Consider the following 23,656-nt stretch of genomic DNA (forward strand, 5'->3'; position numbering starts at 1 on the left):
TTTCTCTTCGCTTTGTCAAGTACTTTTTCAAAATTTCTTTCGGAAATTTTTTCCTTCATACTCAACCGCTTTAGAGCAGCCTATATATAATATCACTTCCCTTTCGGTTTGTCAAGTACTTTTTTCATTTTCTTTTCAGAAATTTTTCGTCGTATTGACTCTCCGTGTCGGTCAGTGTTTATATTATACCTCAGTTTTTCTCAAAAGTCAAGCATAAAGTTTTAAACTTTCCATTAACAAAACTGTTGAAAACTTCTCTGCATGAACTTCACCTAATCATAAACCTCGCTTTAAGCTCTCGATCACAGCCGAAAAAGCACATTTGAGGACAAAAAAATAAAGTCTGAAAGCATTTTCACTGCTCTCAGACTTTCAATTTCATGTATTTTACGTCAATTTGATTTTCGACATATCTATATACTGTATACTTTTTCTTCTGATATCATTTCTAACGCCATCAGCGAGCTCATCCATACCCACGGGATAAGTTCCCTTGTAATTGCCTTTTTCATAATCAGAGTATACTACTGATATTACATTATAGTCTTTGACATACACCTTGTAGGTTCCGTCTGTACCAATGATAGAATTTACAGCTCGTGCAAACTTCACGTCATCGTCAGTCGTTCCCTTTTTAGCACCACTCGCATCTACTCTACAGCCCTTTGTGCCGTCCCAGTAGAAATAGAAGTCATAGTATTTGCGATTATCTTTAGCATCAGCCTTATCTCTGTCCTTCAGATCATAATCGCCCATATAGATCTGTGACTTCGTTTTAATAACGAATGTATTATCCGAAGTAGAGTCGTGTACAATATTATTAAGCGGTCGCTCTTTAGCTCCCAGTCTTGTAACCTCAGTCTGTACTGCGTTGAAAACTACCTTTGCCTTCGCATTGGCACTTCTCTCACGCGCTCTTCTTATAAAATACCCCCACGAGGGAACAACGATAGCAAGCAAAATTCCCATAATCGCAATAACGATTATAAGCTCCATCAAGGTAAAGCCCTTTTTAGTTCTTTTAGCCTTCATAGGAATGCACCTCCCAATACAATTTTTCATATATATTATATCAAAAAGTTCATATTTTGTCAATATTAAATCCAGTTTTCAGCTACAATTTTTTAGCACTCTTATTGTGCATTTAGCCGACCCCAGGATCGCCATTCATTTGTAAAAAAAAGCTCCTCCCTTTCGGAAGGAGCTATTTTTTTCAATTAAGTTTTACGACCTGAATCGTTAGATTACGATGCCTTTGCAGCTGCGAGTGCGCAAGCAGATGTGAGTTTATCTGTGCCCTTATACTTTGTGTAGTTGTCAACTGTAACAACACCTGCAGGTGATGTACCTGTGTATGTCTCGTCAACGCTAACTGCTACAGCCTTGCAAACGCCGCCTTCACAAACTGAAGCGAAAGCAAGCTTCTTAGCCTTCTCCATGTAGTTCATGATCTTCTTTGTAATAGCCTCAGCCTTAACATCAGAAGAAAGTGCAGCACCAGTAGATGTAAGTGTTACATTGCCTGAACGAGCAAGACGGTTGATTGAAGCGATGTTGCCAGCTTCCTGTGACTCTTCGTCGATTTCAACGAGAGCTGTGTTGATAGCCTTCTGGAGTGAGTTAGCAGCTGAGTTAGCAGAAGAAACCTTTGACTTCTTTACATAACCGAGCATTGAAGGAACGAGGATTGCTGCGAGAACACCGATGATAGCGATAACAACGATGAGCTCAATAAGTGTAAAACCTTTCTTTGTAGTTTTCATAAGAAAACCCTCCTTAAAAATATTGATTTGTGAAAGTCATTTTGCTTTCACTCGATTTTTGGGTTCGGGGATTTTTTTAACTCCCTTTCCCTTCCCTGTGATTATAGTATATCACCTTATTCACATAATGTCAACAGTTTTCAAGAAAAAATTCCATATCTAAAGGCACTTTTTACACTGGAACGGTAAATAGCCTTATTTTTTTTAGTGTTTCCGTCAAAATGCACAAGGTTTTGTGAATAAGTTAAATATAAAATTTAGTCCTTGTTTAATTCATAGTCAACTATACTTTTCGTATACGGGTATTTAGCTTCTTATATACCCCTTTTGCTGCTCATTTTTATCTTTTTGGGATCAAATTTCATGATTATTTTCTCAGAAATTTTTTTCTCTCCTTCTTTTTAAAAAAAATCAGACCGCCTGACTCATGTCCGACGGTCTGTTCATTACATATTTTTTTATCAGCCCTGCATTCCTGCTCTGGGAGCTCCTCCCATCTGAGAAAGGAAGCGGTAGAATTCCTGCTTGTCGAGGCATTTCTCGAGAGCATCTACTTCGCTTATCACATTCTTGGATACAAGTCTTGCAAGCTCCATATCCAGAGAAAGCATTCCCTGCTGCTTACCTGTCTGGATAGCAGACTGTACGAGATGGATCTTATTATCACGGATCATAGCCGAGATAGCGTCTGTACAGTTAAGAATTTCCATACAAGCGATACGACCTGTACCGTCCTTCTTAGGAATAAGTGTCTGAGAAATAACAGCTACGAGGTTATTTGCGAGCTGTGTTCTGATCTGCTGCTGCTGATGCTCAGGGTAAACGTCGATGATACGGTTGATAGTATCAGCGGCAGATGTTGTATGAAGTGTTGACATAACGAGATGTCCTGTTTCAGCTGCGGTTACAGCAGCCTGGATAGTCTCGAAGTCACGCATTTCTCCTACGAGGATTACATCAGGGTCTTCACGGAGGGCAGCTCTCAGTGCGAGTGAGAAGCTATCAACGTCGTCACCGATCTCTCTCTGGTTTACCATACATCTCTTGTGCTCGTGAACGTACTCGATAGGGTCCTCAACTGTGATAACATGAGCACTTCTGTTAAGGTTAACGAAGTCGATCATAGCAGCGAGGGTAGTTGACTTACCTGAACCGGTAGGACCTGTTACAAGAACGAGTCCACGGGGACGCATTGCGAAGTCAGCGAGTATCGGAGGAAGTCCGAGATCCTCAAGAGTAGGGATATCGTTTCTCAGAAGACGGATAGCGATAGCAGGCTTACCCTTCTGGAAGTATACGTTTACACGGTGACGGTAGCCGCTTCTTGTTGTGAACGAGAAGTCAGTATCCTTATGGTTGTTTACGCTTGTCTGCTGTGCATCGTTTGTCATCTGATGAACGATATTGAGAATTTCCTCCTCGTCCATCTCAGGGTACTGTGAACGCATGGTTCTCAGTGTACCGTTAAGACGTACAACAGGAGCGATCCTGTCTGTGAAGTGAAGGTCAGAACAGCCGAGGAGTCTGACTTCATCCAGTATTCTATGTATTTCAATTGCCATATTATTAGTCCTCCCTATATAGGTGCATATCCATTATACTGTAAATGTAGTTCTTACAAGCTCATCTATTGATGTCTGTCCAGCCTGTACAAGCTCAGAAGCGTTGTCACGAAGAAGCTTCGTTCCGTTTGATCTTGCAGCGTTTTCGATCTCTTCCTTAGAACCGCCTGCTGCGATAATGGAAGAAACGTTTGCTGTACAGTGAATGATCTCGTGGATAGCAGTTCTTCCTCTGTAGCCTGTATTATTGCAGACTGGGCATCCGCCCGGTTCAAATACCTGTATAGAGTGATCTATGCCCATAAGTTCATTTTCTTCAGGAGTTGACATTCTTGGCTTCTTGCACTCAGGGCAGAGAACCTTGATGAGTCGCTGTGCGATAACACCGATAAGTGAAGTAGCTACCATGTAAGGAGCAACACCCATATCAACAAGACGTACAACTGTCGATGCAGCGTCGTTGGTATGAAGTGTGGAGAGAACCAAGTGTCCTGTGATAGCGGCACGGATACCGATATCAGCTGTCTCGGTATCACGCATCTCACCGATCATTACTACGTCAGGGTCCTGACGGAGGATAGAACGGAGGGCTGCGGCGAAGGTCATACCAGCCTTCTGGTTAACCTGACACTGATTGATACCGTCGATAGATTTTTCGACAGGGTCCTCAACTGTAACAACGTTTACGTTTGGCTTAGCGATCTCACCAAGAGCAGCGTAAAGAGTTGTTGTTTTACCGGAACCGGTAGGTCCTGTTACGAGGATAACGCCGTGAGGAACTCTCAGCATAGACTCAAACAGGGTGTAGTTATAATCTGACATACCGAGATCAGTGATCTTACGAAGAGCGATCTGACCTGTAGAAAGAATTCGGATAACGATCTTTTCACCGTGTACCATAGGAAGTGAGGATACACGGACATCAAGAGTAGTTCCGTCAACGACCTGTGTGAAACGGCCGTCCTGAGGGATTCTCTTTTCAGCGATGTTCATACCGCTGATAAGCTTGAAACGTGTTGTAAGTGCGCTGTGGACCGCACTGGAAATATTCATGAGTTCAACGAGGTCGCCGTTTACACGGATACGGATCCTTGTATACTTGTCAAATGGCTCGATATGAATATCGGTAGCGTCTGCTCTGTATGAGTTTTCAACGATAGTTGTTGCGAGCTTAACGATAGGAGCGCTCTCAACTCTGTCCTTAGACTCGATATCAGCTTCGGTCATCTCACCGAGGTCGCCGCCCATACCTGCAACGTTCTCAAGAACGCTGTCAACGTTCTGCATTGAGTAGCACTTACCGATCGCCTTATTGATAGCAGATGTTGTTGCAAGAACAGGAACTGTATCCATACCTGTAGAAACCTTGATGTCCTCGAGGACGATGAAGTTTACAGGATCATTGGTCGCAACGGTAAGACGTTTACCCTGTACATTGATAGCGATTACTGTGTGCTTTCTTGCCAGAGCTTCAGGAACCATCTGAACCGCATCAGAATTGATCTCAACGTTATCGAGGTCAACATACTGAACTCTAAGGTTGCCGGCCAGTGCCTTTGCGAAGTTAACTTCTGACATGAATCCCAGTTCAACAACAACGTCACCAAATTTCTTTGCTCCGTTGGATGCTTTCTGAGCTTCAAGTACCTGCTGAAGCTGCTCGCTTGTAATCAGCCCTTGATTGACTAAGTAGTCACCAATTCTCTCGTTTCTCATAAAAAACCTCCGCTTATTTTCTGAATACGACCGGTATCCGTCATACCGACCGATATTCTAAAATTGTACTTGAATTTTCCATAATTTATGTTATAATAATATTATGTACATTTTAAATATGAAGGAGGGGTAAAATCATGTTCGGATTTGAGGATATGCTCCACAGTGAATTTACCGAGCTGCCATTCAAGATCATGTTTTACGTCATTATTTTCCTATTCGGAATTTGTATCGGAAGCTTTCTTAATGTAGTTATCTACAGGCTTCCCGATCCTGACAGTCCGTCGATTCTCGGAATAGGACAAACCAAAGAGGATAAGGAAAAGGCTTCTCACTGCATGACCTGCGGTACGAAGATCAGACCTATTGATCTTATTCCTGTTTTCAGCTGGATAATGCTGAGAGGAAAATGTCATAGCTGCGGTTCTAAGATATCCGCCCGCTATCCGCTGGTAGAAAGCCTTAACGGTCTTCTTTACGTTCTGACGTTTTTTGTTCTGGACATTAATGTTAAATCCATAATAACCTGCGTTCTGATGTCTTTCCTTATATGTATAGGATTCATCGACTGGGATACCAAAGAGATATACGTCAGCATGATAGCTGTTGTTTTGCTCCTTGCTGTCCCGCTTCACATTTTCTACTCTATGGAGCATGAAGATGTTGCTTTGAAAAGCCGCATCATCGGCGCGTTCATAATCAGTGTACCATTCTTTGTCATTGGTGAGGTAAGCCGCCCGATCATCAAGAAGAAGTTCGGAGAAGACTTCCGTGCCATTGAACTCGGTGATACATATCTTATGTTTGCCGCAGGAGCTTTCCTTGGAACACAAGCTGTTATCACTTCAACATTCATCGGAGTTATAGTTGCTGCAATCGGTGGTCTTATAAACAAGTATGCCACCCAGGATTCAAAATTTGCTTTCGGACCATTCCTTGCAATAGGAATCGCCGTTGGTTCATTATGTGGTAATCAGATAGCACAGTGGTATCTAAACCTGCTAAGTGCTAAATAAAAGAAAATAAAGTACAGGCAGCAGCATTGACTGCTGCCTGTTTTTTACTTATGAATCAATTTCATCAGTGAAACAGTAGATAAAGTAGATATCCTGATCGAAATCAACGGTATCATCAAGAGATGTCATAGAGAATGCATATCCTGATTCAGCTGCTGTCTGTAATCTGATCTTGCCGTCAGTCGGATCCTTCATTGGTCTTGTCTGACCAACGCCTGCACCAACTGATCTGCCGTTTCTGTGTGCGATATTTGTAAGTGGAAGATTTACTATCTGAACAGCACACGGTGTAGCAAATGCAGTATAGTTATATGGTACTGCAGCTCCTGAATTCACACACTCAACAGTTCCGCTGTTTTTCTTGTTCAGAACAATTGAAAGCGCTAATCTTGCAGCATTGATCTCAGTTGAACTATTATTAAAGTCCTTGTCAAGCACCTTATAATCGACACCTGATTTTACATCGGAAGGTGTAACAGGTGAAAGTAGGGACTTATCCTTTGGGATAAGCTTTGAAACACCGAGTGAATAGCTAAAATCGTAAGCTGCGTCCTTTGCATCAAGGAAAGCAGGGTTAAGTTCAGCTACCTCTTCGTCGAAAGCGTCTTTATCGACTTTAGCGTCTTCCTTTGAATTAAAGGAATAAACACGCTGTGTTATCTGACCCTTCTTTACCGGATCACCGCCAGCCAGTTTGCCATCTTTATTTACTAATCTGACAACATGGATCTTACCGTTAATATAGTTTACATTTTCACCATCAGTTGTATACACAACTTCATTAAAATGGCTTTTTCTGAAATTCTCAACATACTGTGCAAGCTTTTCGCTGTTTGCATCGCCATCATTTGTCAGTCCCATTTTATTTGCTGAACCAACAAAGACATCTTCTGCATATTCAAGCTTTGTTTGCAGATACTGCTGAACATTGTTTGCATACGCATATGTCTTTTCAGACATTGCTGTATTTTTGAACATATTCGATACAGGGTCAATAAGCACCATTACGCCGACCATAAGTATTGAGAATATCGCCATTACAACAATGAGCTCGATGAGAGTAAAACCTTTTTTAATATGTTTCATCATATCTTTACCTCCACCGATCATGTTGTAGGAGCAGTTGTAGGCTGAACATCGAAGAATTCAAGGTTGAGACCGCCATTGGCTCTTTTTCTCATATCTTCGATCTGCTCAGGCGTCATACCGCCTGTAACAAGACCTTCTGTCTGGTACTTATCAGCCTTCATATCAACCTTTACCTCAGGTCCGTAAGTCTCTTCGAGAACTACATCCTCGCCTGCTGCATTGGTTGTCTTAACGTAATAATGACCTTCGCTTCCTACATTGAGCTTAACAGAAATGTCGATCTCAGATGTAGGCAGTTCATCACCTGCAGCGTCCTCAGTTCTATGATTAGCTGCATATGGTGACTGAACCTGTACCTTGTTCTTTAAGTTGTTTCCAGCTCGAGTTGTTGCATCTACATGAGTTCCTACAAGTATGAGCAAACCGCCCATAATTCCAAAGATAGCTATTGAGATTATCATCTCGATAAGAGTCATGCCCTTTAACTTTTTTTTGCTTTTTTTCATAAGAACACTCCTCCTTTATACTCCCATGAAGTAGCTTATCTCATATGAACCGAATACTGTTTCTACAACTTCTTTAACGTCACCTGAAGCTGAACCACCGGAGTTGATAACGCCGAAATTATTCTTTGCAAGTTCAACGTGATCGAACATAGCGCTACCGATGATCGGTTCATTTAGTACTCTTTCAACGCCGTAGACGTCTTTATACTTTACTGTATAGGCACCTGCAACGTTACCGCTGTAAGTTGTCAGCGGACACATAAATGTTCCGATGAGAGTTACGTTATTTGTACACTTGATCTTTGAGCCTTCTGTACCGAAGTATTCAATACGCCATGTACAAGTACTTGGGTTAGTGGCATCAATTAACTGACCATTTTTGAAACCATCCTTGATGATAGCTCCCTTACCAATAGTCAGTGTCTTATCAATAAGGAATCTTACTGTACCTTCACTGGTATCGCAAACGATCTGCTTACCGTCCATGCCTTCATGAAGCATCATGTTGTTTCCGTCGTCCTGATCGAATTTTACATTTCTGAGAACGACCCAGATAACATCTGTTGACTTGATCTTGATCTGCTTAGGCATTTTAAACTCAGAACCGTCTGACTTACCTATTATACAAGATTTTGTAATTGTATCGCCAGACCATGGTGAATAATAAGTTTCATTGCCTGCGAATTTCGATCCATCATCGTTGAATGCATATGGAAGATTGTTTTCGATAGGATCCTCACCTTCAGGAGTTTCTATACAGAACTCTTCAGGAACAGCTGTATAGTATACATCCGGCTTATATGATCCATCGGGATTGAGGTTAAGATCACTTCTCATTTCATCAAGATTCTTGATGATCTTTGTTTCAGGGTGTACTATGAAGCCTTCTGTATCGCTGTCTTCACCAAGGATAGCTTCACGAGTCATCTTTGGAGGATATGCATAACCAGCCTCTTCATATGTATGGAATGTTTTTGTTTCCTTGCCAACAGCCTCGTCTCTTGAAACAGGTGTTGTTTCGCCGACCTTAGTATAATAAGTATGCTTTGCAGTATCCTTATCTACTTCTTCAACTACGTTTCCTTCATCGTCAACCTTGTAATACACGTATTCATCGTTGGTTCTTTCGTTATTACCTGTACCATCAACATAAACTACTGAAGGATCATTAGGATCAGCCTTATAAATAGTCTTATCATTAAATGTTACAGTATTGATATTTTCACCGTAAGCATTTGTAACGTAATAAGGAACTGATGTACCCCATTTTGCGCCTTCAGTCGCAAGACTCTCGTCTGTTAAGACATAAATGCCGTAGTCCTGGAATTTTACTCCGTCAATTTGTCCGCCATTATCGCCCCAGCCATCATTCTTGTCTGTAATTCTTGAGCCTGACTCGTCATCGCCGGGTAATCTTATATGCCATCTCCAGCCGTCAGCTGAATCCTGGAATGCCTTACGGAATTCGTACTGATCCTCACTCAGCTCAGTATTCTCGAATACAAAGTTGCGTACTTCCTTATAGCCCGGTAATATTTCATCTGTATGCTCAACATAGCCTTCCTTGACTACATCTGCCTCATATGTTGTATCACCGTCAGCAAATACTTTGTTACAATAAACCTTATCCCATGCTGAGAAATTTGAATCAGCGCTTATATGGAGCTCGCCCTTAACAACGATTTTACCTGTAACAACAACGTTCTTGCCAAGGTAGCAGTTTCTGTCTACTCTCAGATCGCCTGCGATCTTCATATTCTGGATAGTAAGATCGCCCTTTACATAAAGGTTACCGCCGCCGTTTGATACAAACTGTGAATCGGTCTTGTTTACGTATGAACTGGTCCATGAATAGAGATTACAGCCAAGATCATTTGATCCAAGGTAATTATGTCCCTTGTAGATGATCTGATCCTTAGCCTTTAATGATTCTGATCTCGGATCGGTTGCATCTGTCATTTCCTCAGCAGAGAAATCTCTTTCACTTGCATCACCAGGATACTTCAGCTTTATAAAATCTGTATCGCTGTAATCGTCCATAAGATAAACGTCAGCATTTCCGAAATCAAAACCATACGATACAGAACCGTCATTCTTTCTGACATCAAGTGTGCCTATGAATACGTTATATGGTCCCTTTCCGTTACCCTGTACAAGGTTAACAGTACCGTTCTGTGAAGCACCTACAGTACCGTCGATGTAAAGGTAAGGAACTTCCTTCTGAGTGTAATTAGAATCCATTTCATAATTTACATTCATGAAGTTGCTGTTTCTGAGCCAGAGATTGCCCATTATTATTGTCTGTGAATAAGGCTTCTTACTTGTATCAGTAGGTGCCTTTACGTAGAAATTCGAGCTGCCTGTACCTGTTGCAAGTGAACCGTTGATAAAGGAGATCTTTGTTTCTACAGATGTATTGTTGTGCATTGAATACATACCGGTATTGTCCTTTGAGATACCAACACCGAGACCACCTGTAATAAGCGCACCGTTCGGGAAAGCGTTACCGCCGACTTCCTGGAGACCGTCAAGTCCGCCAGGTTCAGTCTTTGAGCTTCCTGAAGGCATCTTGCGAACGTAGGCAGAAACAGTTTCCTCTTCCTTACCTACTCGGCAGGTTGCTGTTATTCTTACTGTGTTAACCTCGACCCATTTCCAGTTACCGTCTTTTTTAGGGTCAGTAAAAATATAGTCTTTTTTACCTGTGTCAACAGGTACTATTTCGATATGATTCGGCACCCATTCCTGTTTACCTGAAGCGTTTGTGAAATAGTAACCGATCTGTCCAAGTGACTTATCATTAATGATTACCTCAGGATAGAGCGGATCTGTTGTCATATTCTCTATCGCAGCCGGCAATCCGGGGTCACGCGCCATAGCTTGTGTAAAGCTTTCAATTGCTGCTCTTGCTGTATAACTTGCCTGTGATGACGAGTACGATTTATGCGCTCTGTTACTCGATGCCGAGGCAAGCGCAAGTGTTCCCGTCAGGAAAATTATAAGCAATGCCATTACACACACTACAGTAAATAAAACTGAGCCTTGTAATGTTTTCCTTTTCTCCGTTTTCATTTTCCTAACCGCCTTTCAAGTTATGAACCTTTATAACTTAGCGTGTAATGTAGATAATATCTATCTTATTCTACAGCTGCAGGAACAGTATCAACGTCTGGCTCTGGCATCTCAAATACTGAATAAAGTGTTATTACTATACTTACGTCAGATGTATTTTTTATTACCTGATTTTCACCAACTTCGACCTCAATAACATCCTCGCTCTCTCCCTCAGGGAAAGGAACATTTGCTTCTTCAGCCTTGTTCTTACCGAATGTATAGTCGGATATCTGTACTGAATTTACCAGTACGTTCTTGTCGAAATTCTTGAGTGCATCAAGGTACTTCCAAACATTTGCCTTTGTTCCCTCAATGTTTATACCGTACTGAGTCTGGATTATAGACTCCTTAGCTCTCTGCTCAAGTGCCTTCTGCTCTGCGAGAGAAGCATTGTAATCAGCTGAAAGTGTGCCGTTTACGTCAGCAGACTTACGAAGTTCGTCAAGTGAGTCAGAATTATCGCCATAATAGTAGTTGATAGGTGAAAGCTTTGACTTACCGAGCTCAACGCTCTTGAGCTTTACTTTGCAATCATCTGCGAACTTCTGCATATACTTATCAATAACAACAGGGTTATTGACCTGGTCAACAGGTACGAATTTTTCTGCGATTTCATTTGTATCCTTATGTATCTTCTTGATAGATTCCTGAAGCTTCGGGATCTCACTGATCTTTGCTTCGATCTTTCTTCTTGTCTCCTGAACTTCAGTAAGGATTTTCTGATTTGTATTGAGTTCTTTTCTCTTAGGTTTTACCAATGCAAAGAAGCCGATCGCAAGAATAGCTACTGCAATAAGGAATGCAGCTATTATCTTATCTCTATAATTAAGTTTCATTAGTCGTTAGCCTCCTCTGATTTATCCGAATCTTTCTTAGAACTATCTTCAGCCTGATAAGCGCTCTTTTTACTCTTGAGCTCAACTCCTGATGTGAATGTAACTCTGTCAATCTTTTCATTTGTTTCCTTATCAGTTGTTGATGTTGCAGCATATCCGCCGTATGAAGCAGCTCTGAAATACGGGCTCTTTACAAGATTTGCTGTGAAATCTGACGGTGTTTTCTGTGAATAATCTTCCTTCTTGCCGTCATATTCAACTGAGAATGTTATCTTTCCTTCAGAGTACTGTGGACTTGATATCTTATAGTTCTTTATATCTATAGCCTCGCAGGTATCCTTAAGGATCTTTTCGAGCTCGTCGTATACGGGGCCTTCGATACAAGGCTGTGAAAGATAAGCGGCATCTGCGTTGTTTACCTTTGTATAGTAAGCATTTACAGTCTTTTTAAGTTCTGTAAGGTGATCGTGATGTCTGATCTTTTCAGAAGTGCTTTCGCTGTTGATGAAGTTATTGCAGTCTTCTATCTTGTTTTCTACGCTGTTATTTCTGAAGAAGTAGTACGCATAAACACCGCCTGCGATAACTAATGATCCGATAAGAGCGCCGAGCATAGCAACGTTTCCTGAGCTCTCGTTTCTTATCCTCTGCTTAACAGCAGTTCCGATGTCAGTATCAAGAAGGTTGATCTTCTCGCTCTCTCTGTTTCTCTTGAACATAGCGCCGATAGCGTTTGCGTAGAGAGAGAACTCAAGATTTTCGTGACCGTGGATCTGTGGAGGAACGTTGATAAGACTTGTCTTGAGGTCGAGTTTTTCGAGCTCATCTGTAAGTCTTACATACTCATGAGTATCGCCGTAGAAGATAACGTTCTCGATGGACTCACCTGTGTTACGGCTTCTGTGGAACTGGAGCATACGGAAGATATTCTCGTTTACTGCCTCGAAAACGTAGTCTTCGGAGTAACCGTAGTCAGCCGAGTCGATGGAAGCGAATCGTGAGAACGAAAGCTGTCCCTGCTCATAGAGGTTGAGTGAGATGAAGTTGTTGTCTATCTGTACAGCGAGAAGAGGCATCTTGGATCTGATTCTTGTATCAGCAAGAAGAACCTTTGTGATACAGTTACAGCCGATCATAACTGATCTCAGCACGATACCGAGGAGCTTGAACATCTCTCTGTAGCTGTTAACGATCTCATAAGGACAAGCTGTAGCAAGTATCTTGTACGATGGCTCGCTTACTTCGCTGCTGTCCGCGTCACCTACTATAATGTATGAAACGCTGTATGAATCGTCCAGATTGAGTTCAGCCTGCATCTGGAGCTTAACTGTTTTCTGAAGGTCCTGACCTCTGCCCTTGGCAACTGTCATTTCCTTGAAGATCGTGAGGTTGGAGGAGATCGAAACGATCGCTTCCTTATCAGGCATCTTGTGCATTTTAAGCACATTGTTTATAAGTGTAGCAACTGCGGGAACATCTTTAACGTGTCCGTTAACGATAAGTCCCTCTTCTACATTTACAGTTGCAGCAGAGCTGATCCTGATCTTTCCGCTGCTCTCTGCGCCCTTAACAACTCGTATATTTCTATCAGTAATATCAAATGAAAGCATTTATCTTTCCACCTTTCCTTGTTAATCGTTTTCGATGCTCTCGAGTGAGCCATAAAGTGCCGGGTAAACACCACATACTACCATTCCTATGATGAGACCCATGAAGATAAGAAGGACAGGCTCAATAATACCAACGAGTCGCTGAACGGCTGCGTCTGATTCTTCTTCGTAATAGTCAGAGGTTTTTTCGAGGATTGTATCGAGGGCACCTGACTCTTCACCAACGTATATAACTGAGCAGAACATTGGTTCAAATATCTCAGTACGTGTTATAGCTGCTGAAAGTGTTTCACCCTGTTTTACTTCATCGACAACACCCTCGAACTTTTCATCAATGTATGAATTGCCGAGAACGGCGGAAGCTCTTTCGAGACATTCTACCATTGGGATACCGCTTGAGTAGAGTGAAGAAAGTGTTCTTGAGAATCTACCTGTGTAGATCTTTGTAACGAGAGGACCAAATCCGGGTCCTTTAATAAGCATTCGGTCGAATTTCTTTCTGACGTTAGGCATCTTGAGTGCATAACTGATACCTGCAACAAGAGCGACAACGCACATGATAAGTATGTACCATTTCGTCCTCAGGAAGTCACTGATCGCGGCCATTATCTTTGTAAGGAGTGGCATCTTGCTCTTATCTTCAAACATATCAATGAATGTAGGCATGATAAACGTAAAGAGGAAGATTACGATTACGATACAGAGCGTTAAAAGAACGATCGGGTAGATCATAGCGCCTCTGATGGAGTTCTTCAGCTTATTTTCTTTTGCGTAGTGATCTGACATACGTGTCATTATGATATCCAGCGAACCACTACTTTCGCCTGCACCGACCATTGAGATCAGGAAGTCCGGGAATGAACCCGAATGCATTTCAAGAGTTGACGAGAAGGACTCACCTTTCTGAACGTTCTCGTAAATGTCCTGCCATATGGCTCTCGCCTTTTCATTCTCCTGTTCCTTGACCAGGATATCGATGGCTTTTACAAGTGTAAGACCGGAAGTCAGCATTGCACTCAGCTGTCTGCAGCAGAATGTAAGCTCTGTAGTTTTAAACTTGTAGATTGATTTTGCGTCACCTGAATCGCTTTCCTTGTAATCCTTGACATAAAGACCTTTTTCCTTGGCTCTCTGTAAGAATTCCTGCTCATTTTCCGCGTTTATAAGGCTTTTTACCTGTCTGCCCCTCGCGTCTTCAGCAATAAAGGAATAACTCTTCATGAAACCACCTCCATAATTAGATACTTGTGATGAACGTTTCTCACTGCCTTAATAATAACAATTATAACATTTTAAAAGTTACTTTTCAATCGCTTTTTTGACATAAATAATCTACCGTTTTTTATCAATATTTACTAACTTTTATACAAAAAGTAATATTAACTGGCTTAAACGGCTATTATACGTCGATTTACAGCGCATAAAGGCAGCACAATATCAGGCATTAGCACACTGATACCAAACATTGTTAAACTTCCACAATAATTATATCACACACACTTTTAAATTGCAACATTAAAGCCCACTTTTCTCACTAAATTTTACAGAATTGTAAACTGCGGCAATTTGCATATTAGTAATTTAGTTATTTTGACTGTTATGCGGTAAAAAAAGCGACTTAGTTGCCTAAAAAAATGGGCAGAAGGGTGCGATTTAGTTTACAGATTTTACTATCACACATCGTTTATCCGTATTTATCGAAGTATACTATTATAATATACTGGTATAATTTAACGAATATGCAAAATGTATTTTAAATCTCCTGAATGACCTTCCACAGCTCTCTCGCAGTCTCGATGCTCACTCCTGCGGCTGCCGCCAGCTCCTCGGGAGATGCCTTGCAGAGATTCGCCTTCGTCTTGTACTTCATGAACAGCTTCGCTGCCTTCTTTTCGCCTATTCCACGTACTTTCAGCAGCTCTGAGCTGTACGTCTTTTTCTTGTGGCGGGAATGCATGAAGCTCACCGAATAGCGGTGGACTTCGTCCTGTATCCTCGTGACCAGATCAAAAACCGCTTTCAGGTCATTGATCTGTATCTCCCCGCCGCCCGCAGCAATGGCACGGGTGCGGTGCTTGTCGTCCTTGACCATGCCGAAAAGCGGGATATCGAGCCCGAGCTTACGGAGAAGCGGCGCTACCGCGTTCACATGACCCTTTCCGCCGTCAAGAAGTATCAGGTCCGGCGTTCTTGTGAAGAATTCGTCCCCCTCGCCGCTGACAATGTGCATCAGCCGTCTTTTTATGACCTCACGCATACTGCCGTAGTCGTTCTGGAGCTCCTGCTCTTTTATCGTGAAGCGCTTGTACGCCTTCTTCAGGGGTCTGCCGTCCTCAAAGACGACCATGCCAGCAACCATGGACTCCGACGATAGGTTGGATATATCGTAAGCCTCGATATATCGCGGCGGCTTTGCAAGTCCAAGGCTCCGTCCAAGCTGTTCCAGCGCTATCACTTCCCTGCCCGTCCTGTCATTTTTCAGAGCTGCATATTCTGCGCTGTTGTTTTTGGCAAGCCTCAGCAGTTCCATCTGCCTGCCCTTCTGCGGCACATGGAGCTTCACCTTATGTCCTGCCTGCCCTTCGAGCATTTCCGCGATAAGCTCGCTGTCCTCGGGCAGATGATCGACAATGACAGAGTGGGGAAGATCAGTACGCTTATAGTAAAATTGTAACATGAACTGACTGAGAATATCTTCACCGTTATCGGGAAGCGGAAGCTCAAAGACCGCCTTGTCGAAAAGCCTGTCTTCACGGTACATCAGCACGGAAAGATACAGTCCGTCATAGAACTCCGCAACGCCGATAACATCGGCAGAATCGACTCCGCTGTTGATGATCTTCTGCTTCTCCGAAGCCTTCTTTACGGCTATGATACGATCTCTGAGCATCGCCGCTCTCTCAAAGTCAAGCTCCTCTGCCGCACGGTTCATCTCCGCTTCCATACGCTCCACAGACTGCGCACTTCCGCTCTTTATGAACTCTATCGCCTGTTCAACGGCACTTCGGTAGTCCTCAGCACTTATCCTTCCTCGGCAGACTCCCATGCACTGCTTGATATGATAGTTGAGACACGGACGGCTTTTGCCGAAATCCTGCGGAAATTTCCGTCTGCAAGTCGGCAGCATGAACACGCGGTTCACCTCATTTACCGCCTCTTTTGTGATAGCTCCGCTTGTATACGGACCGAGAAAACGACCACTCTGTTTTGTGTTTTTTTCATTCGTTATACGAGGATACTCCTCATCTGAAATACGAATATAATGATATCCCTTGTCGTCCTTCAGGAGGATATTATACTTGGGTTTATGCTGCTTTATGAGACTGCATTCCAGCAGCAGTGCTTCGTACTCGCTGTCCGTGACAATGAAGTCATAGTCATAAACATTTGAGACCATTGCAGCCACCTTAGGAGTGTGATCAGGATTCTCGCGGAAGTAGCTGCTCACACGGTTGTGAAGATTTTTCGCCTTGCCGATATAGATTATGGAGCTGTCCTTTTTACGCATTATATAGACCCCCGGTGAGGTCGTCAGCTTTGCTGTCTTTTCGCGCAGATACGGCAGTCTGGGATTCATACACGCTCTCCTTTCATTTTCGTCGTCTAAATAACAGGGCGCACAATGTGCGCCCTATACTTACGGATATTTGCCGAACGGGCAGATCAAGCTCGGTGCTTATACAGAAGTTTTTACGTGAGATATCGAGGGGAACCTTTCCTAAGAATGGGTCCCCCCGATAATTTCGTGTAAAGTTTCTATATGAGTACTCCGCTAATGCCGTCCATTATTTTACTAACGCCTCTTTCTGAGCTGTCTGCGGATATAGCGGAACACCTCGTCCTCGCCCTTATCGCGCAGCATCACCAGCAGGAACTCCAGCTTCCGCGCAGTAGTCTCCTCAATAAAGCGCTTGTGTTTTCCACGCTGAAAGTACTCCAGCGGCATAGAATCATTGTAATTTCCCTTGTTGTATATCTTGGAAGCTGCAACACGGTCGCAGAACATCTCAAATATAAACACGTCAGGCATTTTCACAGGCTCATTTCTCTTCGTGACGGGGTTATAGTCCGTCCAGTACTCGAAATGATGGCGGTTGCGTCCTTTATGGTGCATCCACGCCTTTGAAGCGCCGAAAAGCTCTCGTTCACGCTCGTTAGGGCTTCTGTTGCCCTGATAATACTTCACACCGGGGATAAACTCTGTTGGTGAGAACTTGGACAGATCATGGGTAAGTCCACGCCACGGTATCCCTGCTTTTATGCAGTGTTTCAGCACCATATGGCGATGCTGCTGCACTGTTTTCAGATGTCCGAAAAAGTTATCAAAAAGCATTGGCAAACACCTTACCATAGCTTCCGTTTATATCAAGTACACTTTCCTTCTCGATGAGCTTACCGCTGATTATGCGCCTGCCCTCGCAGTATCCCGGGTCGGTCAGCTTCTTTGCCATGATACCCACGGACACCTCTGCCATTTTCGCCAGATCTACCTCGACCGTAGTTATTGTGGGTATGCATATGCTTGACACTGTGTAATTGTCGTATCCTACAACGCTTATATCCTCGGGAACTCTTACTCCCTTGGTCTTCAGGGCAGATATTACTCTGAAAGCGGTCTCGTCGCAGTTGCATACGAATGCGGTAGGCATCTCGTCGGGGAAATTGATCTTATCATTGAGGATCCCGCGCTCATTTCGGTCGCCGATTATCCATTCCTTGCGGAATTCGAGCTCATTTTCCATGATGCACTTGACATATCCGAGGTAACGGTCATTGATGCTGCTCGTCGCATTGAGAGTACCGAAGAAGCCTATTTTTCTGTGCCCCTTTTCCACAAGATAGTCGGTTATCATATAGCTGCCGTTGAAGCTGTCGGAAATGACCGCGTCAACAGCGTACCTGTTATCATAAAAATCAACGAATACCAGCGGTATCGAAAGTTTGCTGAGACAGTTTATGTAGTTCCTGTGTACCTGTCCTATGACGATAACGCCGTCCACCTTGCCGTCGATTATCATATTCGGCAGTATAACGTTCTTTTCGCTTTCAGCTGTTACACATTCGTACACTGTACAGACATTCATCTGAGACAGCTGATTTGATATGCTTGCTGTGAGTTCCCAGTAAAATGTGCCCCTTGCCCCCACAAAGCGCTCAGAAGTCAGGATACCCACGTTCTTGCCTATCTTTGGAATGGACAGACGCTTTTTCTCGCTCTTGGTATTTGACGGTTTGTATCCCATTTTTTCGGCAGTTTCGCAAATCTTTTTTCTCATCTGTTCGCTGACACCGTCACGGCCTGCAAGTGCATTTGAAACAGTAACCACACTTACTCCGAGCTTTGTGGCGATATCGAGCATTTTTACACCGTTTTTCATAATACCCCCTGTTATTTAGCTTCAAGGCATACCCATATAAGCTTTTTTGCCGTAAAACAGAGCTTTACGGATTAAATTAACAATATATATTATACCATGTTTTAAGTAATAAATAAAGCACTTCGCAAAATTTTGTTGAATTTGCTAATAATTGAGGAGTTTTATTGTGCATTTTGCAGTTCGACGGAGGGATATCCTCCGCCGATATCAGCTCCTTTTTCCGCCATATTCGGGCAGAAACGGGTACATTTCGTCACCGGCTTCGCGCTCATCAGCTTTTTCGGCAGACACAGGGATAAGTCCTGTCACATCTCCCCACGATGCCGACGGACAGATGTACTCATTCGGGGCGATCTCATCTGATAGCTTCTTTTTCATTTCATCATCTCCCGATGATATTATGCGTGAAAACAGGTCTTTTATTCTGCCGATTGACAAAACGAAGTTTTCAATTTATAATATTAGTATCAAAAACTTACTTGAAGCGGTGAAACAATGAACGAAAAACTCAAACTAATAAGACAGCCCGTAAAAACAACATCAACTGCAGCTTCTGTGCGCAGCTCCGCCCTGATACTGCTATTCGGAACAGTTCTCGGACTTTTCTCAAAGTGGCTCGACGCTCTCGCACCAAACGACGATATATGGTGGCAACGCATTATAAGCAGACTTGATCTGAACAACGTATTTTCCGAGTTCGCCATATGGCTGCTCCTTGCGCTGATAGTATCGGTCTACAGCTATACTCCGCTTAAAGCCGCGATAAACACGTTCCTCTTCTTCGGAGGTATGTGCGTCGCATATCACGTTTACACCGTAGTGTACTGCGGATTTGACCCGTCCGACTATATGAAGATATGGTACGGAATAACGCTGATATCGCCTCTTTTGGCAGTAATATGCTGGTACGGAAAGAGCTCTCACCCCGTATCCATTGCCGTTGATACGGTCATCTTCGCAGTCATGGCTTGCGTTTGCTTCTCGATAATGATGATATCTTTCGGCTTCAAAAGCCTTATAGACACTGTGATATTCGGCTGTGCGATACTTGTGATATACCGCAGCCCGAAGCAGATAACCATATCCGTTATCGCAGGAATAGTGCTTGCATTTCCGCTGAGCCGCTTCGTAAACATAGTGCTCCCGAGCTGATATACAAAAACAGGCAGATGTTTAAAACATCTGCCTGTTGCTTTTTATTCTTCGATATTATTGTTCACTGTCTGAGTGATGTTAGGCTTTTCGCCTTCGTCAGCCTCAGGCTTCGGAACAAGCTTGGGAGCGTTCGGCTCATACTTGAGTATGATATTCTTGATATTTTCGTCAAGAGTAAGGTTATATGTCATTTTAAGAGCCATAAGGGCATTCGGGATATCATTATCCATGAGATAAGTTGCCGAAAGCTTTGCAGCTACCGAAACTACGTCCTCGTTAGGACCGAAAGGTATATCATACTTCTTCATAGTTTCCAGTATCTCCTCGCGCTCAGGTTTCCTTATAGGACTGCCCTTACGCTCGGCAAGATCTCTCATTTCCATAGGAATGGCAGGGTGAGGAGCAAACATTACGCTTGCAGTCAGGAAAGTAGCTGCGTCATCATACTCGCCCATATCTGTGAGAGCATATCCCACATTGGCATAGCATCTTGCGATAGCTACAGGAGAAGAAGCGACCTTGAGAGTCTCCTTGGTGGTTTCGATGACCATTCTCTTGTTTTTCAGGAGCTTATACACCTCTGCCAGCTCGAATCTCGGGCCGCAGTCAAGGGGATTATACTCCAGAGCCTTCTCCAGAACGGGAATAGCATCAAGAGGTGAACCTGTTTCAACAAGGGTATAAGCATATGTAGTTATGAATGTTCCGAAATCAAAAGGAGTACGGTTAAGTATCTTGTCGTCAGGCTTGTATTTGAGCTGATAAAGATTATCCTCAAATGGATTCCTGAGTGAAACGAACCTTGCATTTTCGCCTTCTCTGTACTCGATTATTATCTTCTTGTAAAGGCGCTCTGCACGTATCTTAGCTTCGTTTATATTCTTCTCGCTTATGAGCTTTACGATATCGTCGTGGAACTCATCGAGTCTTTTTCCGTCGATGTGAGTAAGTCTTTCGATCTCCTCTTTCTGTTCCTTCGGCATTATCTCCATGAGCAGCTGTGTAGCTGCTTCAAAGCCTGCTTTGTTCTTCTCGTTAACGAAGCGCTCTGCCTCGCTGCGGAGAAATTTATTGTCTTCCTCGTCAGAGCCTGTGAGCTTAGCTCTCAGCTCCTCAAGGATCTTGTTTTCTGCCATTGAATTTCCTCATTTCATTTGGGTTCTTGATAGATCAGAAGCCTCTCTTGGACATTTCCTTCTTGAACTTAGCGTCGATCTTGTCCTGCTTCTTCTTTGCCTTCAGTTCAGCCTTGGACATATATCTTACGTCCTTTTCAGCAGGCTGCTTCATCTGAGGCGGAGCAGCATTGCCTCTGCGCTGAGGCGCCTGCGGTGCCTTGTACTCATCGAATACAGGAACTGCCTGCTGAGCCTGTACAGCCTTCTGCTTCTTTACTGTCTCATCGCCCATTGTGGAGAGAACATCCTCAACAGATGTGAGTACAGGGCTGTTTGCGTGAAGACCCTGGGTATCTATAAGGTTCTTGCCCGCATACTCCTTTGAGCTTGCGATAGCATTGATAAATGCCTGTGAAGTTGACTTGCTGTGCGGATTTACAGCGATCTTTGAGATATTTGCTGTAGGAACGCCTGTCTGCTGAACAGGTTTTCTCGGTACAGATGATCTTACAGGTGCCTGCTGTACAGGAGCTGCGGCTGCCCTCTGAGCCTGAGCTGCTGTCTGCTGTGCAGGTGCAGGAGCTGCCTGGCGAGGTGCCTGAGCTGTCTGCTGCGGCTGAACAGGTCTCTGAGGATGAACGGGAGCCTGAGCCTGAACAGGTGCCTGAGGCTTTGGAGCCTGCGGTGCTGCCTGAGGCTGTCCCTGCTGAACGGGAACGTATACAGGCTGCCCCTTCTGGTCTACGCCTACGAGCTTCATCTGAACGTACTTGTATACAGGCTGGTTATTCGCATCATATCCTGCAAGCTGTGGAACTTTTATTATCTGAGGCTGCTGAGTCTGTGCCGGCTGTGCAGTTTCAGGTTTAGCTGTGTTAGTCTCTGCGCCAGCTCCGGGTGCAACATAATTATAATCACTCATATCGTAATACTCCTGTTCTGCCATTGTAGGCTCATTGTAGATAGGTGCGGAAATATCATCAAGCACCGGAGCCGAAATATCCGAAACTCCCGGGATATTTGCCGCGCTCTGTGCTGTAATGTCTGGAACTGTCGGGATATCGTCAAATACAGGTGCTGACATCTCCGGAACGGGTGGTATCTCGCCGAATTCGGGAGCTGTGAAAGGCTCCTCAGCAGGCAGCTCATCAAATACAGGGACTGTCGGTTCCTGATAATCAGCAATATCGTCGAATACAGGTGCTGTATACTCAGCAGCTGAAGGTACATCGCTTACGCCATGCTCAGGTGCAGCATCTGCGGAAGGTATCGTAAGTTCTTCCATTTCCTTCGGCATATTCTCGTCGTACTGAGGGTATACGGGAGCCTGCTCTGCGATCTCCTGCGATTCATAATTGTTGTACGCATAGCCCTGATCTGCCATGCCGCCGAACTCGCTGCCCTGAACGGCATACGGATCGGCTGTATCCTCGGCAGGAGCATACTCCTGAACAGGCTGTACATACTCGTTATTATAGGCATTGTTATCATATACGGGTGTCTGATTGTATACAGGAGCCTGTTCATAAGCAGGAGCACCTGTCTGATTGTCTATCGAGAACATCTTCATAATGTCCTCTTCCGTCTGTACCTGCTGCGGCTGACCGTAATCAGGCTGACTGTATGCGGGCTGTCCATAAGCAGGCTGACCGTATGCAGGATCCGTATTCACGTCAAGTCCGTCCATTTCTTCGGGTTCGTCATAATACATACCTGCCGCAGGATCTTCGGGAAGCGCAGATGACTGCGGTGACGGTATAGCGAACTGTGCGAGGAAATCGTCCTGAGGCAATACAGGAGCCGACTGTGATGAAGGTATAGTATCATCATCGGGCTTCTGGATAGCGAACTGTGCGAGGAAATCGTCCTCAACAGCAGGTGCGTTATTTTCCTCTGCCACAGGAGGTGTTATAGCGAATTCGGCAAGACTGTCGTCTATCGGTATGCCTGTACCGGGGATATTATTGACAGGTACAGCCTGCTGCTCAGCTTCAAGAGCGGCAGCCTCCTCGGCAGCGCGTCTTGCTTCCTCGGCAGCTCTTTTAGCTTCCTCGGCAGCTTTCTGCCTTGCCTCTTCCTCTTTTCTCTTTGCATCAGGGTCTCTTGTGATCTTTGCGGTAGTATTTCCGAGAGGAACGATGCCCTCATCAACAAGGCCCATTTTTTCGCGCTTTCTTTCTTCCTTGAGAAGGAGCGCCATTTCCTTTTTATCAGCTTTTATAAGTTTCTTGGCAAGATTAGCTTTACACTTTTCACAGGTTATCTCCTTCAGGTCAGTCATTCTTGAAGTTCTGTGGAAACGTGTCACATTTTCAGGCTTGAGAAGGTTGATACCGCAGCCTGTCTTTTTGTCATTATCGGTGCCATGAACCACATTATCAAATGAAGACGTTACCAATGTTATATCCATAGTCCTCTCCCAACCGCAGCAAAGCTACAGCTTCCGCTTTACGGCAGCGGACCGCCGATTTCCCGAATCGCCGTGGCGATAAACGGCCCAGAACAAAAATAGTCTGTACCGCAGAGTGCCTGTTGCGAATTACTACATACTAATATTATACATGACATTTCAAAAAAAATCAACACTTTCTTCAAAAATGACCGCTGAAATTATACCCAAATTAAAATTTTCGGTGAAAATAACAAATCGTTATTGATTTTTTGTCAGTTTTTTCGCGTATTGTTTAACTTAAATTAGGTAAATGGAGACAAGAGTTTCAGCGAAAAATAAGCCTTTTCCGCACTTTTTTCACGCTGCGCCCTATCAGATAGACCAAAATCATGTCCCCCAAA

At 43.7% G+C, this 23,656-nt stretch carries 18 protein-coding genes; 2 read left to right on the top strand and 16 right to left on the bottom strand.

Annotated elements, in window-relative coordinates; translation table 11 throughout:
* Positions 1-387: 387 nt before the first annotated feature.
* The 4 genes from K6G33_RS00860 to K6G33_RS00875 all read right to left on the bottom strand — a co-directional run bounded on the left by K6G33_RS00860 (position 388) and on the right by K6G33_RS00875 (position 5,041).
* Entirely contained in the window at positions 388-1,032 is a 645-nt protein-coding gene (locus tag K6G33_RS00860) for a type II secretion system protein (RefSeq protein WP_296775196.1), read from the bottom strand.
* Positions 1,033-1,244: 212 nt separating this feature from the next.
* Positions 1,245-1,763: a type II secretion system protein gene (locus K6G33_RS00865; RefSeq protein WP_296775197.1), complete on the bottom strand. Its 519-nt coding sequence runs from the start codon at positions 1,761-1,763 to the stop codon at positions 1,245-1,247.
* Between the two features lie 461 nt (positions 1,764-2,224).
* Entirely contained in the window at positions 2,225-3,325 is a 1,101-nt protein-coding gene (locus tag K6G33_RS00870; protein WP_296775200.1) for a type IV pilus twitching motility protein PilT, read from the bottom strand.
* A 33-nt stretch (positions 3,326-3,358) separates the two neighbouring features.
* On the bottom strand, positions 3,359-5,041 hold the full coding sequence (locus K6G33_RS00875) for a GspE/PulE family protein (protein ID WP_296775203.1): 1,683 nt from the start codon (positions 5,039-5,041) through the stop codon (positions 3,359-3,361).
* Between the two features lie 137 nt (positions 5,042-5,178).
* Between K6G33_RS00875 and K6G33_RS00880 the strand changes: the two genes are divergently transcribed.
* Positions 5,179-6,057, top strand: a complete 879-nt coding sequence (locus K6G33_RS00880; RefSeq protein WP_296775205.1) for an A24 family peptidase — start codon at positions 5,179-5,181, stop codon at positions 6,055-6,057.
* Between the two features lie 48 nt (positions 6,058-6,105).
* Here K6G33_RS00880 and K6G33_RS00885 read toward each other — a convergent pair whose 3' ends face one another.
* The 10 genes from K6G33_RS00885 to K6G33_RS00930 all read right to left on the bottom strand — a co-directional run bounded on the left by K6G33_RS00885 (position 6,106) and on the right by K6G33_RS00930 (position 18,968).
* A complete protein-coding gene (locus K6G33_RS00885; protein WP_296775207.1) occupies positions 6,106-7,146 on the bottom strand; it encodes a type II secretion system protein in 1,041 nt (346 codons plus the stop codon).
* A 17-nt stretch (positions 7,147-7,163) separates the two neighbouring features.
* On the bottom strand, positions 7,164-7,652 hold the full coding sequence (locus K6G33_RS00890; RefSeq protein WP_296775210.1) for a type II secretion system protein: 489 nt from the start codon (positions 7,650-7,652) through the stop codon (positions 7,164-7,166).
* Positions 7,653-7,667: 15 nt separating this feature from the next.
* Positions 7,668-10,724: a hypothetical protein gene (locus K6G33_RS00895; RefSeq protein ID WP_296775212.1), complete on the bottom strand. Its 3,057-nt coding sequence runs from the start codon at positions 10,722-10,724 to the stop codon at positions 7,668-7,670.
* Positions 10,725-10,789: 65 nt separating this feature from the next.
* Positions 10,790-11,602 carry a hypothetical protein gene (locus K6G33_RS00900; protein ID WP_296775213.1) on the bottom strand — a complete coding sequence of 271 codons (813 nt, stop codon included), beginning with the start codon at positions 11,600-11,602 and terminating at the stop codon, positions 10,790-10,792.
* Positions 11,602-13,212 (bottom strand): pilus assembly protein PilM, encoded by a 1,611-nt coding sequence (pilM, locus tag K6G33_RS00905; protein ID WP_296775215.1) that lies wholly within the window; start codon positions 13,210-13,212, stop codon positions 11,602-11,604. Before pilM ends, K6G33_RS00900 begins: the two co-directional genes overlap by 1 nt.
* 21 nt (positions 13,213-13,233) lie before the next feature.
* Positions 13,234-14,433 (bottom strand): type II secretion system F family protein, encoded by a 1,200-nt coding sequence (locus K6G33_RS00910; protein WP_296775217.1) that lies wholly within the window; start codon positions 14,431-14,433, stop codon positions 13,234-13,236.
* Between the two features lie 532 nt (positions 14,434-14,965).
* A complete protein-coding gene (gene uvrC, locus K6G33_RS00915) occupies positions 14,966-16,789 on the bottom strand; it encodes an excinuclease ABC subunit UvrC (RefSeq protein WP_296775219.1) in 1,824 nt (607 codons plus the stop codon).
* 216 nt (positions 16,790-17,005) lie between these two features.
* Positions 17,006-17,545, bottom strand: coding sequence for a DUF5662 family protein (locus K6G33_RS00920; protein ID WP_296775220.1), 540 nt, complete (start codon positions 17,543-17,545; stop codon positions 17,006-17,008).
* A complete protein-coding gene (locus K6G33_RS00925) occupies positions 17,535-18,590 on the bottom strand; it encodes a LacI family DNA-binding transcriptional regulator (protein WP_296775222.1) in 1,056 nt (351 codons plus the stop codon). The genes K6G33_RS00920 and K6G33_RS00925 overlap by 11 nt, the downstream gene beginning before the upstream one ends.
* Before the next feature lie 207 nt (positions 18,591-18,797).
* A complete protein-coding gene (locus K6G33_RS00930; RefSeq protein ID WP_296775224.1) occupies positions 18,798-18,968 on the bottom strand; it encodes a hypothetical protein in 171 nt (56 codons plus the stop codon).
* Between the two features lie 117 nt (positions 18,969-19,085).
* Here K6G33_RS00930 and K6G33_RS00935 point away from each other — a divergent pair, with 117 nt between their 5' ends.
* Entirely contained in the window at positions 19,086-19,742 is a 657-nt protein-coding gene (locus K6G33_RS00935; protein WP_296775227.1) for a hypothetical protein, read from the top strand.
* Between the two features lie 44 nt (positions 19,743-19,786).
* On the opposite strand, the gene K6G33_RS00940 is transcribed toward K6G33_RS00935, so the two are convergent.
* Positions 19,787-20,881 carry a tetratricopeptide repeat protein gene (locus K6G33_RS00940; protein ID WP_296775229.1) on the bottom strand — a complete coding sequence of 365 codons (1,095 nt, stop codon included), beginning with the start codon at positions 20,879-20,881 and terminating at the stop codon, positions 19,787-19,789.
* Between the two features lie 34 nt (positions 20,882-20,915).
* Positions 20,916-23,273 (bottom strand): hypothetical protein, encoded by a 2,358-nt coding sequence (locus tag K6G33_RS00945; protein ID WP_296775231.1) that lies wholly within the window; start codon positions 23,271-23,273, stop codon positions 20,916-20,918.
* Between the last annotated feature and the right edge of the window lie 383 nt (positions 23,274-23,656).

Source organism: Ruminococcus sp., from assembly GCF_024691275.1.
In the GTDB taxonomy this organism is placed as follows: domain Bacteria; phylum Bacillota; class Clostridia; order Oscillospirales; family Ruminococcaceae; genus Ruminococcus.